The 12,672-nt window shown below is 69.7% G+C and carries 10 protein-coding genes and 2 pseudogenes; 4 read left to right on the top strand and 8 right to left on the bottom strand.

Annotated features, from left to right (window positions below; all coding sequences use genetic code 11):
• Positions 1–31: 31 nt before the first annotated feature.
• A pseudogene (locus tag OG386_RS42290) lies at positions 32–331 on the bottom strand (DUF6247 family protein); the annotation flags it as partial.
• Between the two features lie 596 nt (positions 332–927).
• Complete coding sequence (locus OG386_RS42285) at positions 928–1,416, bottom strand: YfbM family protein (RefSeq protein ID WP_328792620.1); 489 nt, start codon at positions 1,414–1,416, stop codon at positions 928–930.
• A 460-nt stretch (positions 1,417–1,876) separates the two neighbouring features.
• Here OG386_RS42285 and OG386_RS42280 point away from each other — a divergent pair, with 460 nt between their 5' ends.
• Both OG386_RS42280 and OG386_RS42275 read left to right on the top strand, forming a co-directional pair.
• The gene (locus OG386_RS42280; protein ID WP_328792619.1) at positions 1,877–2,614 is read left to right on the top strand and encodes a hypothetical protein; all 738 of its coding nucleotides are present in this window, start codon (positions 1,877–1,879) and stop codon (positions 2,612–2,614) included.
• A 937-nt stretch (positions 2,615–3,551) separates the two neighbouring features.
• Positions 3,552–3,761 (top strand): hypothetical protein, encoded by a 210-nt coding sequence (locus OG386_RS42275; protein WP_328792618.1) that lies wholly within the window; start codon positions 3,552–3,554, stop codon positions 3,759–3,761.
• Between the two features lie 294 nt (positions 3,762–4,055).
• Here the strand turns inward: OG386_RS42275 and OG386_RS42265 are convergent, their stop codons facing one another.
• A complete protein-coding gene (locus tag OG386_RS42265; RefSeq protein ID WP_328792617.1) occupies positions 4,056–4,988 on the bottom strand; it encodes an alpha/beta fold hydrolase in 933 nt (310 codons plus the stop codon).
• Between the two features lie 841 nt (positions 4,989–5,829).
• Between OG386_RS42265 and OG386_RS42260 the strand changes: the two genes are divergently transcribed.
• Positions 5,830–6,354, top strand: a complete 525-nt coding sequence (locus OG386_RS42260; RefSeq protein ID WP_328792616.1) for an AAA family ATPase — start codon at positions 5,830–5,832, stop codon at positions 6,352–6,354.
• A gap of 1,130 nt (positions 6,355–7,484) precedes the next feature.
• Here OG386_RS42260 and OG386_RS42255 read toward each other — a convergent pair.
• The 3 genes and pseudogenes from OG386_RS42255 to OG386_RS42245 all read right to left on the bottom strand — a co-directional run.
• Complete coding sequence (locus OG386_RS42255) at positions 7,485–8,078, bottom strand: hypothetical protein (protein WP_328792615.1); 594 nt, start codon at positions 8,076–8,078, stop codon at positions 7,485–7,487.
• Between the two features lie 124 nt (positions 8,079–8,202).
• Positions 8,203–8,385, bottom strand: a complete 183-nt coding sequence (locus OG386_RS42250; RefSeq protein ID WP_328792614.1) for a hypothetical protein — start codon at positions 8,383–8,385, stop codon at positions 8,203–8,205.
• A gap of 153 nt (positions 8,386–8,538) precedes the next feature.
• Positions 8,539–9,231 (bottom strand): annotated as a pseudogene (locus OG386_RS42245) (methyltransferase); the annotation flags it as partial.
• Between the two features lie 820 nt (positions 9,232–10,051).
• Here OG386_RS42245 and OG386_RS42240 point away from each other — a divergent pair.
• The gene (locus tag OG386_RS42240; RefSeq protein ID WP_328792613.1) at positions 10,052–10,174 is read left to right on the top strand and encodes a hypothetical protein; all 123 of its coding nucleotides are present in this window, start codon (positions 10,052–10,054) and stop codon (positions 10,172–10,174) included.
• A 174-nt stretch (positions 10,175–10,348) separates the two neighbouring features.
• Here OG386_RS42240 and OG386_RS42235 read toward each other — a convergent pair whose 3' ends face one another.
• A complete protein-coding gene (locus OG386_RS42235) occupies positions 10,349–11,095 on the bottom strand; it encodes a lytic polysaccharide monooxygenase auxiliary activity family 9 protein (RefSeq protein WP_327380727.1) in 747 nt (248 codons plus the stop codon).
• 56 nt (positions 11,096–11,151) lie between these two features.
• Positions 11,152–12,489 carry a fibronectin type III domain-containing protein gene (locus tag OG386_RS42230; RefSeq protein ID WP_328792612.1) on the bottom strand — a complete coding sequence of 446 codons (1,338 nt, stop codon included), beginning with the start codon at positions 12,487–12,489 and terminating at the stop codon, positions 11,152–11,154.
• Positions 12,490–12,672 lie beyond the last annotated feature (183 nt).

Genomic DNA, 12,672 nt, shown 5'->3' with positions numbered 1-12,672 from the left:
CGGCGAGGTCGGCGATGTGCGGGCCACCCGGACTGGTCGAGGCCACGAGCCGGGCGGACTCCTCGGGGTCCTCGGACTTCGCGGCGCGGGCTTCGAGGTCGCGCAGGTGGGCTGCCAGGCCTGGGGCGCGGGCGATGGCGTACTGGGTCCACCACAGGCGCAAGAAGGCCGGTACCGGGGTGAGGTTGAAGGCGTCGCCGATCGCGCGGCGCCAGTGGGCCTCGAAATCCGGCAGCAGATGCGGGGCGTGTTCCTGGATGGCCAGGCGCAGGGCCTGCGGGGTGCGGCGGGGCTTCTCCCCGCCGGGGCCATCGAAGTGGACGGGCTGGGCCCGTCATGGCGAAGGGACTCCTGGTCTGCCTGCTGTCCGGCCCTCTCAGGCGGCACTCTGATCGGCTCCCGTTTCTGCCGAGTGCTGTGCCATGTACTGCTCGAACCACTCGGCCGGCAGTAGGTAGGCCAAGGTCTTGGGGGGGCGATCGTCGTGCACGTCTTCGGCTCCCTCGCGTCACGCGTGGCGGCACTCGGCACTCGGCACTCGGCACTCTCGAGGCAGGGCATTCCGGCCAGCGTGCGTGCGGGAAGGGCGGGCACCCGGAAAGCGAACAGTGCGGGGCTCTTGCCACGGCATGACGTTCAACGCGGGGCCGACGCTCAGCCGCTGCCCGTGCGCGGAGCCGGTGGCCGCATGAATGTGGTCATGGCGTACACGCTGCCCATGGACTTCAGTAGCGCGTCCGGAGCTATCACGGGACGCGCCCGGGGCCTTGCCAATCTCCAACGGCCTGCCACGAACCCAGCACTCAAACCCAGTCCCACGGGGCCGAGCCCGGAAGATGCCGGCGCCCGGGGATAGACGGCGCCTGCCTCCCCTCCCTCCCGCTGACCGGCCCCCTGTCCCCGGCCGGGCTGCGGGACGGCCCCGACCTATTGGTCGACGGTGAAGATGGCCGCGCGACCGTTCTGCGCCGCGGTGCGGTAGAAGTTCTTCAATCCCGGTAGGAAGGCCTGCGTGTAAGCGATGTCCTCGGCGTCGCCGGCACCCTGGTAGGCGTCGAACGTCAGCGTGGCGAAACGGTGGCTCAGCCACTGCTCATCCAGGGGTTCGAGAGCTGCCGCGACCTCGCGGACCTGGTCCGGGGCGACATAACAGACGATGTAGTCGCCCTCGTGCAGGAGCCTCCCTCCGAGGATGACGTGCGACAAGGGGTACTCGCCGTTCCCGAAGGCGAGATCACCGTCGGTGAGGCAGCGGTGCAAAGCGTCCCAGGACTTGTCGAGTTCAAAGAGATGGTCCCTGGCCCAACCCTCCTCGACCTCTTCGACCAAGGCGATGACCTCGTCATCACCCCGGCAGGCCAGGATGCGTTCAGCGTCCAGGGCGTCCAGCGCGAAAAGCACCCCGCGAGCCCCCATCGTGTCCTCCCACCGCAGAAGATTCAGTCGGGCGTGATCCAACCACATGACGGCCGGTCGGACCCGTGCGCGTCCCGCCATCGCCCGGGCGGGCGGCCCAGGCACAGCGCACCGACGTCACCACGGCCGCGAACAGGGCATGTTGAACAGCAGCAGCACGGCCGGCCGGCCGGCAGACGGACGGACGGACACGAAGGCCGTCCACATCTCCTCGGAGAGCGACGGGGCCGCGAGTGCGCCCGCGCTCGGACGCACTGCGTACCTGACGTGGCCCGCGCCCCTGCCGGCCTATGCGACCGCCCCTCTCGCCCCGCTCCGACACGGCCTCTTCGCCAGCAGCCGTGTCTGTCCTACCCACCGGACAACGACCGGTAGCCCGGGAGAGCTCGATGGCCCCGGACACCGGAGGTCTGCCGCGTGACGTGAATACCCGCTGAGCAGGAGCAACAGGAACGGGCTCGTGGCCATCCTGGTCGTCAAGACGGCCGTGCTGCTGTTCATGGTGTGGGCCGAAGACATCCCGCGCTTCTGCCTTCAGCTCGGCCGAGTTCTTCGGGACGCAGGCCCGGATTCGGGTTCGCTGGGGGTGGTGGCTACGCTCTGCGGCGTGACGGGATCAACAATGGCCATCGCCCAGTGCAGGGCATCGCTCGGCGAGGCGCCGCGCCGCTTCTCCTGGTTCGACAAGTTCAGATACCTGCGCATACCCAGGTCCGACTGGATGGAGCGCGAGGATCCGCTGGCGGAGATCTTGAAGGCCCAGGACGTGCTGCTGACCGAGGGGCGGCTGGTCTGGGGAGCCATCGTGCAGGCGAACAACGATCTGTTCGTGCGCGGCTGGCACGACCTCCCGGCTGCCGTGATCTACAGCCCTGACACCACGTTTTTCGACGACGGCCCTGACCTGCTCCTCGACATCGCGCGGAAGCTGTACGGATTGAAGGGGACCCGGCAGCAAGACCCTGAACTCGCCGCGTTCTCACGCATGCTCGCCAGCGAGATGGATCGGGAGATGCGGTTGGAGGTTCCCCGGCGGCTCACGGGCAGTGCGGCCGTCTACTGCACCGACATCATCGTCGCCCGCAGGCATCTCCCAGGACGGGTACTGAGCGAGCCGGTCTTCCCTCTGCTCATCGCTCCGGAACACACCGCGATGACGATGATGCTGCCGAGCCGCTTCTGGCCGACGTCAGCCTGACGACAGAAGGAACGGGGTGCGTGGCCCCGATGGACAACTCCGACGCTCAGAACGTCGGGACGCCTCCCCTAGCACCTTGGGCTTCGGCGATGGCGAGCTCGGCAACGCGGTGAAGGGCCCTTTGGTACGCGTCGGCATTGCCCGGCTGCATCTGCCAAGCGCGGAGAGGGGCGGCGGCCGGGTGGAGCGACCTGTCGGCTGCTGGCTTGACCGTGCTGCAGGCTGCGTTCACCGCCGTAGCGCCCGCTGTACGGCAGCCGGACGGCGTCGCAGGCGTTGCGGCCCGCGACGGCCGTGCCGATGATGCGGGCCGCGGTGCCCAAGGGGCTGGAGCCGGTGACGACCCGGCATCCCACGTCCATGCCTTGACTGACTACATCGTCCTTCTTGGGCTTCGGGTCGGCGGCGGCCTGCGGCGGTGACGGCCCGGGCCGGCTGCCGGTGCGGCAGCGACGGCGGACGTGGCCGCGGCAGTCCCCTCCCGGGCGACCGGGGCGCGGGCTCGGCGGCGGCCGCGGCCTGGTCCACGCCGACCCCGGCCCGTTGGGCGTCGGTGAGGATCCGGGCGACGTCGATCCCGGCGGCTTCCAGGCGGCCCATGGCAGCCACGCTGTCCGGCCACGCCAGGGACGCGCCAGAGACGCCAGGATCGCGTCCCGGACCAGGCCTTCCGGCATCGTCGTCTTCAGGAGGCCCGCCCACCGGTCGGTGCCCTCCGCCCTGATACGCACCATGTTCACGGTGACGGCCTGATGGACCTCGGTCATCATCCGGCCCACCTGCGGCATGAACACCGCCAGGTCGACACCCGCTGCGGCGTGCAGGGAAATCGTGGCCTGCAGGGACGACCAGATGCAGCCCACCAACCGCCCACCCTTGACTGGTACCCGACGCCGCCAGCAGACTCAGTACGCTTGCTGATCTTCGCTGGGGGGCTGTGAACGGCTTGATCATTTTCTATGCATGTGTGGGACTGCCGGTCGGCGCCCTGGTCGCGTTCCTCCTCTGGGGCGACAGGGCCACACGAACGAAGAATCTCGACGGGCTGCAGATAGAGGAACACGTCCGCCAGCAGGCCCGCTTCGACAAGTTGTCGCCCGCACGCAGGGTGTACATCCCGCCGGGCGAACTCAACCGCCGCGGCTGACCCCTGGGCCATGGGCGGCCCCGCCCAGGGCCGCCGATGCTCCAGGGCTAGGTCGTTTCCTGCGGATCACCGTACTGACCAGACGAAGAGGGCGGCGAGGTGGATGGTGCCGGTCTTGTCGTAGCGGGTGGCCGGACCGCGCCACTGCTTGAGCATGTTGATGCAGCGGTCGGCGGTGTTCCGCTGCTTGTAGGTCTCGCGGTCGAACGCCGGCGGCCCGGGATGCGGGCTGCGGGCTGACCGTTCGGGTCGGCGGGGTCTCCCGCCGGGGTCCGGCTGTGTGTTCGTGGCGCTTCACGTCGCCGCCGGGTCGAGGGAGTCGATGTCCTCCATGAAGTCCAGCATCCGGGCGTTGACCAGGTCGGGGTGGTCGATCTGCGGGCCGTGGCCGGTCGCGGCGACGATCTCGGCGCGGGCGCCGGGTATCAGGCGCGGCACGCGTTCCAACTGGCGCTTCGGGTGCACGAGCAGGCTGCGCTTGCCCATGATCAGGTAGAACGGCGTCCGGATGGAGCCCAGTTCGGCGTCCGACAGCGGCAGCGGGGCCGGGCGGCGGATCCGGAAGGCCTTCACGCTGGCCTGGATCATCGCGCGGAGCTCGGGGACGACGAGCACCGGCTGTTCCAGCCACTTGGCGAGGCGGGGGCGCCAGGCCTTGGGAGCGTAGGTGGCGAAGAGGCTGGCGAAGATCCAGACGAAGAAGCGCAGGCCCACCTTTTCCAGGCCGCCCGGATCGAGGGCGGTGACCGAGGCGAGCCGTTCGGGCCGACGGTGGACCTGGTTGATGACCAACCAGCCACCGTACGAGGAGCCGATCAGGTGGACCTTGTCGAGGCCCAGTGCGTCGAGGGCCTCGTCCAGCCACTGGGCCGCGCGCTCGGGCTGCCACATGGGCTCGCGCTGGACGCTGCGGCCGGGATCACCGGGAGTGTCGAGAGCGTAGACGGGGCGTTCGGCGCTGAGGGCAAGGGTGTTGGGGTACCACTGGGCGGAGCAGCCTCCCGAACCGTGTATCAGGACCACGGGTGTGCGTGACTCGGCTGCCGGATCAGTGGGGCCGTACCGGTAGACGTGCGTGGTGCCGAAGCTCGTCTCGACGTCCGCCTCGGCGCGGGCGGGCGCGCCCTTCGCGTAGAGGACGTCGCAGGTGGCGAAGTACCGGTCGCGCAGCTCGTCATTCACGTAGTAGCCGATGTCACGGCGTACTCGGGTCGTGTTCTCGAGCACGGGCACCTCCGGGAAAGATCCGCTCTTCGTAATACGACCGTACCACGTCATTGATACGTCGGTACCATAAACAGGTCCGGGACTGCCGCTCACAGACTCACCACCGACAGTCGGAGGCACGACGCATGCCGAAGCGCATGGACCACGAGGAACGGCGCACCAGATCGCCGAAGCCCTCATCCAGGTGGACTCCAGCACCTGACCGACCGCTTCACCGCACGTGTGGGTGTCCGCCTCGCCGCCGCCAGACCAGAACCGGGTCCACGAGCGACCATCGAGGCACCGCTCCTGGCCTCCCTCCTCCCAGTCGGTCCCCTCCGTCACCAACGAGGCCGGCCCTCGCCGCCCAACCCTTCATCGCCAATCCCAACGCCGCCGAGAACGCCCTCACCGACCTGTTCCGCCAAGCGCAGAAGGGCGGCCTGGCCGACCCCGGCTCCGACGCGGGCACGGAGGCGATCAGCCTGCTCGCCATGACGGCGACCATGGCCACCAGCATGCTCGTCAGCCAGCGGACGCCGGAGTCGGCCGTCGCGGTACTCCACCACCGCCTCGACCGGATCTCGACAGCGGCCACACGCCGCCGCCCGCATAGCCCCGACCGCTGCGCTCCTCCTACCGGGTTCGGGAAGGAAGGCAGGAACCGGCTCCAGTTCACGGCGCCTTCGGCGCCTACTGTGCGCGTGTACGTCTCCTGACCCATGCAAGACAGGAGTCACGGAGTCAGAGCACGGTAGGTGTCCACAAAGACAGGCGACGCCACCCCAATGGGCGCCGACGCCGTACCGGATTTCCGCCGCACTCGGTGCCCCTGGGCCGCCTAGCACTAGCATCGGGTCCCATGATCGTATGGCTCAACGGTACGCACGGCGCGGGCAAGACGACGACGAGTGCGCTCGTGCAGCAGCTGATCCCGGATTCACGGGTGTTCGACGCTGAAAAGGTCGGCGAGACACTCATGGACATCCAGCCAGGACTGCCCAGGACGGACAACTTTCAGCACTGGCCGCCGTGGCGGCCGCTCGTGGTCGAGACCGCCCGCCGCGTCCTCGACTACACCGGCGGCACTCTGGTGATGCCCATGACCGTCCTGGTCGAGGAGTACTGGCGCGAGATCAGCTCGGGCCTTGCCGAGCATGCCATTCCGGTCCAGCACTTCGTCCTCCATGCCGACCAGGACACCCTCCGCGCGCGCATCGCGGGCGATACTGTTCTCGGCCCCGACTCACCTTTCCGTCTCCAGCACCTTGAGCCCTACGCCGAGGCGGCCCGTACGTGGTTGCACGCCGAGGCCGAGGTCGTCGACACCACACACCTCACGCCCGCCCAGGCCGCCCTGCAGATCGCAGAAGCCGTCAAGATGTGAGGGGCGTCGCTCGTCCTGGGAGGTCTGGGTGGTGGTCGGCATGAAGATGACACGGCCTTTCGCCACCCGTGTCAGCAGCAGGTGAGCAGTCACCGTCAGTGGCCGCCCCAGGGCGCTGAGCCTGCGCCACTGACACTCAGATGACGAGGTTCGGCTGACGCTCCCCCACAGACCAACGGTCCTACGACCGTCCCATGTGGGTTCCGAACGGTCTCCGGGCGCACGGCGAGCGCGCCGTGGAAATGCTCGCGATTCCGCAGGTGGGACGGAAGCGTGTCGTAAACCCGTCACTGCTGGTCAGTCAGGCACAGGAGGAGGGCGAAGAGGAACGCCGGCTGCGGCTCCGGTTCGCCGCGCCGCGCGATCCGGCTCTGATCGCGAAATGGATCAGCTACCAGGTCTCCAACGCCGAACGCCAGGACTGGCGACGCTGCCTGGAAGCCGCATTGGCGGTACCGCGAGCGCGAGGGCGGGCTGGACGTGCCGCACGACCATGTCGAGGGCGTGTACCCGCTCGGCAGGTGGCTGTCCGACCAGCGGCGCGCCACAGCACCGGGCCTCGACGGGCCCGTTGGTCAGCGGCTCACGAATATCCGCAGGCCAGGCGGGTTGGACAAAGACCCCCGATCGGGCGCAGTGGCGAGCGGCACAGCTCGCCGCGATCACCCCGACTGGAACCCCCCGCGAACACGGGTGGACCGTCAACTGGCAGCGCCACTGCGCCACTGCGCCTGCCTTGCCCCGCCCTTCGACGAGGTCGCCGGGGCCGACCGCGATCGTCCCTGGAGTGACCCGGCACCGAGAGGACATCGGACAGTGGCTCGCCACCCAACGACGGGACTGGGACCGGCTCAACGCCGAGAAGCAACGCCGACTCGGCGAACTCGGCGTGAAACCGCAGACGGCCGTACGGCGTGCACGACCCCGGCGAGCGTCGCCCTGCCCCCGGGTCAGGCAGGAGCGGTGAGGCGTTTCGGAACGGCCTCCAAGCCCTCATGCACTTCGCTGCGTCAGGCGCGGCTACAGGTGGGACAAGTACTCCCGCACAGGGCCGGCCAACTCGGCCGGGTCCAGGGCCCGGGGTGTCCCGGGGTGACCCGGGGCGACGGTGTGGGCTTCTCTGCGAGGGGTCAGCCGATGCGGACGGTGATCTCGGGGAGGGGGATGTCGGAAAGGTTCAGCTGCAACCCGGTCAGGGTCAGGTAGGTCTGCGCGTCGGTCAAGGCGGAGGTGCTGGACGGCGCCTGGGACTTGCCACGCGTACTCACGAGCAGGTACCAGCCCCCGCGCTTGTAGCTGCGGGAGGAATCAGGGCCGTCGCCCTTCGGGTTCGGGTTCAGCGTCCAGCCCTGGCGCTCCAGGTCGGCACAGATCGCATTCATTTCCGACGGCGCGGCGGTTCTCTCGCGGATGGCCATCCAGCCCGTCCTGTTCGAGTTGGCGTCGGCCGCGACGGTCGGGCGGCCCTGCGCCGGGTCGAGGCCCGCCGCGCTGACCGCGGTCCGGATCACCTCGTCCACGGCGTCCCGTGTGAGGGGCGGTGACGTGGACTCCGGTGCGGGCGCCGCCGTGGCCAAGGACGGCGTCGGCGTGGGCGCGGGCGCGCCCAGGTGGATGCGCCCGTCGTCGTCTATCTGAACGTGGTCCGGCGCGACCACGGCGGCCAGACTCACGATCAAGGTCGCGGCCAGCCCGATCCACACCCTCTTCAACAGCGCGTTCAACGCGAAACTCCCCCCGAGTGATCATTCAGAGGGAGTTTCACACATACTGCTCGGCGCCCGGCAGCCTTCACGGGGCGGGGCAATCACGAGGCGGCGGAGTGCTTGCCCCGGATTCGCTCCTGGCTCAGCCCACAGGCAGCTCCTGGCAGCAGCGGCCGTCAAGCCGCCACCCCAGTACGCCGGGGTGTGGCAGGGCGTACGCAGCCCACTCGGCAGCCCATTCGTCCGACAGCTCGTCCCGCCGCGCCCAGTGCTGGAAGATCCTGCGGCTCTGCTGCGCGTCCTGGACCAGCCCGTCACTGTGCAACACCCTGATCCTCACAGGCGCATCGCTGGGCATGAGCAACTCGATCCCCCTGTTTGTCGAGTCGTTGCTGCCCCTTGCCTACCCCGCGCCTGCGCACCCGACCCAGCACCAGGCTCACCAGCCCGGCGACACGAGGCGGCCCATCGCGGCCGTTACGCCACCAGGTGGCAGCAGCTGGCGGCAGTGGCGCAGGATCGTGACCGCTTGGGTGTCCGTCCAGTCGTGCAGGATGCTCTTCACGAGGCACACGTCCGAGCCCCGCGGGACCGACTGGAAGAAGTCCCCGGCAATGAGGGAGCAGCGGTCCTCCAGCCCGTGCCGCGCCAGTGTCTTCTCAGCCTCTGCGAGGCCGTCGGCAGTATCGATGACCACGCCGGCGAGACCCGGGTGTGTTTCGAGGACGGCGGCCAGCTGGGTGCCGTTGCCCCTACCGACGTCCGTGACCGAGGCGAACCGACTGAAGTCGAAGGCTCGTGGCAGGACGGCGGCGGTCTCGGAGGCGACCTGGCCCATTGCCGCATTGAATTCCGTGGAGAGCTCGGGGTGTCGGGCGAGATGGCTGAAGAAGTCCCTGCCGAAAACCGAATTGAACGCAATCTCTCCCGTACGGTCGCTGCTCTGCAGGTGCTCCCAGGCGCTGACGATCGCCGGATCGGCGAACACGCGGACGAACGACGCGAGGGAGTCGGGGTGCCCGGGGCCGAGGAGCGCGCCCGTCGGGGTCACCTCGGCGGCTGTGCGCGGTCCGTCGCCGATCAGTTCCACGACTTCCAGGCGGACCGCTGCGCGCAGGGTGTGCGCGGCCATGCTCCCGAACGCGAGCCGGACGACGCGCTCCCGGCCTGCCGCCGTCTGTGCTGCTCGGACCTCGGTGTGTCAGGCCTCGGTGGACGCGGTCAGGCCGGCCAGTCCACCGAGCGTGCACCCGGCGGGCCTGGATGTCGCGGTGAAGATGGGGCTGGTCGGCATGTCCACAGGCCACGGCAACATCGCGCGCCGGCGCGGAGCGCCCGAGCGGCCTGGTCGAAGCGGACCAGCACGGCGGCGCGCCTGGGGATCGGGCCGGCTTGGGCGCTGAGCCTGGCCCAGAGCCGCTTGCGGCTCCATCCGCAGGACGCGGCAAGGTCACCGACCCGTACTCGGCCGCAGCCGCGGCCGGCCACGATGACGTCCCAGGACGCGGCGACCTCGGCCGCCATGGGCGGGGCTCCGGCGGCCTTCCGTCATCTGCGGAATCCGTCCGTGAGTTCGAGGCCGCTCGATCAGTAGCCGAGCGTGCCGCCCCCAGAGGTCCTCGAGTCCGGTGATGGAGCGGTCCAGTTCGAGTGGGGACACGCCCAGCATGGCGTAGGCGGCCCGGGTGACAACGCCACCTCGACGCATGCAACGCCCTCGCCGCGGATGCGGGCCGGGCCTGGCGACAGGAAGGCGACGAGTCCTCCCGGTGGCTGGTGCCCGGAGGCGCTCTCCATCGTGATCGGGCCGGCTCCGAGCGCGATGACGACGATCACGCCGCGGGCTGCGGCAGCACCCGCATGTCCAGCCTGCTGCCCGTACGGTCCCGGAACCCGGCCATCCGTACGCCGTCGAGAGCCTCCGCCCAGGGGGTGGGCGACCTCCCAGTCTGGACGGAGGCCGAGCCCTGGACGCCGCCCAGGGCATCGCCATGTCAGGACCACTGGTGGCCGCCGTGGAGCTCGGCACGCTCGTGACGGCGTTCGCGGCTTGGTGGGGCGGTGGCCGCACGGCCTCGGCGCTGGCCTCGACCGGGCGGCCCAAGGCCGACTGAAGGCGACGGCTCTCAGCCGAACACCGAACCCACGGACGAGCCAGCGATGCTGAGGACCTCGGTGGCGTGGCCTTCGAAGTCCTCAGCTGCTGCTGCCACGCCTGCTCACGCTGAGCCCCCGAGCCCGGGGAAGGGGGTGCCCGGGCTCGGGGTGTGGGGCCTGCCGGCGTCCGCCTACTTGAAGGTGACGTCCGAGCAGGAGTAGAAGGCCTCCTCGCTCTGGAAGGAGCCGTCGGGCCGCTTCAGCCCGTGCCAGATCGTGTAGATCAGGTGCTTGCCCTTCTTTTCGGGGAGCACCGCCTTGAACGTGAACGCCTTCGCGCCGAGGAAGCCCGAAGGAGCCGCTGTGGCCGCGGTGTTGTCGGCGCTGAGGAAGGGGGTGTCCTCCAGGTCGGACCACTTCAGCGGCTTCTTCGGGTCGTAGCCGTCCTTGGTGACGTACATCTCCATGCGGTACGGGTTGTGCAGTGCGCTGATGTCGTAGCGGAGGTCGTACTCGGCGCCGCCGGGCAGTGTGGTCGAGGGGAAGTCGTCCCGCGGCAGGTCCAGGCCGGAGAACTGTGCGTTGCCGGCGCTGCACAGCTTGCCGTCGGGTATGCGGGCGCGGTGCTGCGGGGAGGAGGTCGGGGTGCTGTGGTCGATGGCGCGGCCCTGGACGATCGACTTCCAGTCGCCGGGGATGCCGGGGCTCTGGGCGAGGGCCAGCCGGCAGGCCTCGCTCGCCTTCGGGTTCTTGGTGCAGGCCACGCTGCGGCTGACCGGGTCGGCGGTGGAGCCGTGTGCGGAGGCGGGCGCGGAGCCGAGGGTGGTCACGGCGAGGGGGAGGGCCACGAGTGCGGTGAGGCGTAGGAGGGCGGTGCGGCGGGCCGGGGGCCGTGCCGGGTCGGGGGACGTCGTGGCGGCGGGGCGGGTCGTACTCATGAGGGGGATGCTCCTGGTCATGGGGTCGGTCATGCGCGTGGGGGGCGGGCGCCCGGTCAGCTGCCTGTCTTCACGGTCAGCTCGCGGGAGAACGCGCCCCACGTACCGTCGCCGAGGCGCGCCCGGATCTTCACGGTGTACGTCGCGCCGGGGTGGGCGCCGACGAGCACCTCGCGCAAGCCCTTCGCCGTGGGGACTGGCAGCACCGGGTCGCCGGTGCCCCACATGAAGGTCTGGGCAGGCTTGCCGTTCAGGTAGACCTGGTAGGTGGTGATCTGGCCGACGCCCTGCGGGACGGACCAGGTGAGGTTCAGGTAGTGCTGGGTGACACCACCGTCCTGCTTGGTGGCGGTGGTGGCGGCGAAGTCGCCGGGGGTGGCGGTGCCGCTGGTCCCGTCGGGGGCCGCGGTGGTCGTCACCTGTGCTTCGCGGGTCGGGTCGGACTCCTTGCCGGAGGCGTCGACGGCGGTGACCTTGAAGCGGTAGGCGGTGCTCGCGGTGAGGCCGGAAACGGTGGCCGAGGTTGCCTTGGCGTCCGCCTCCTGGACCTTCGCGCCGTTGCGGTAGATCCGGTAGCCAGTGACGGCGACGTCGTCGGTCGCCGCTCGCCAGCTCAGGGCGGCCTGGTACGGGCCGGAGGCCGACGCCTCCAGGTCCGCGGGGATGACCGGCTTCGCCTTGTCCTGGCCGGGCGCCGCGAGGGTGGTGAGCACGATGTCCTTGCTGAAGCCGTTGGTGCGGCCGTCGGCGCGGACGGCGCGGACCTTGAACGCGTAGCGGGTGGCGGGGGCCAGGCGCTCGATGTCCGTCATCGTGTCCTTGACGGTCTTGACCTGCTTGCCGTCCTGGAAGACCTCGTAGCGCACGACCTCGGCGCCGCCGGCGGGCGGCTTCCACATCAGGTGGACGGCGGTGTCGTCCTTGACGAAGGAGCCGCCGTCTGCGGGGACGGACGTGTTCGTGCCGGTGTCGCTTCCGTTGCCCGACGCGCCGTTCACCTTGCATCCGGTGATCTTGGGTATGCCCTTGCCGGCGGGGTTGATCCCGACCTTGAAGGCCTGGTTGCCCCTGGCGGCCACGTCGGCGCGGTCGGCGATCGGCTTGATGGTGACGTGCTTGCCGGCCTGGCGGAGTTCGTACGCCCAGGGGTTGTCGAGGGTGACTTGCCCCTGCGACACGTCGAACTCGGCGGTCCAGTCGCGTACGGGCCGGTCTCCCTTGTTGGCCAGGGAGACCTCGCCGGACGCCCACCACACGGTGGCCTGGTCCGCGACACGGCAGGCGGCGCTGAAGCCGTCCTTTTCCTCTCCCGCGTTGGCGGCTACGGGGATGACGACGGAGCAGACCCCGACGACCACGGCCGCACAGGCCAGGGCAATTCGCTTTCGGGACATCAGAAACCTCTTGGTAAAGCCGATCCGCCGGTGCAGCGGCAGCATCGAAAGTGTCTTGGTCAACACCCGTGACCCTAAGCACGGTTTGCGGCCGGAACGGGCCTCTGAGGGGCTACGGGCGCGCTGTTATCTGTCCCTTAAGGTCCGGATAGGGCGCGCTTGATCCCCTGTCCGCGCCCTTCG

The sequence above is a fragment of the Streptomyces sp. NBC_00273 genome, assembly GCF_036178145.1.
Lineage (GTDB): Bacteria > Actinomycetota > Actinomycetes > Streptomycetales > Streptomycetaceae > Streptomyces.
The sequence above is the reverse complement of the archived record's forward strand: the minus strand, read 5'-3'. Positions and strand labels throughout refer to the sequence as shown.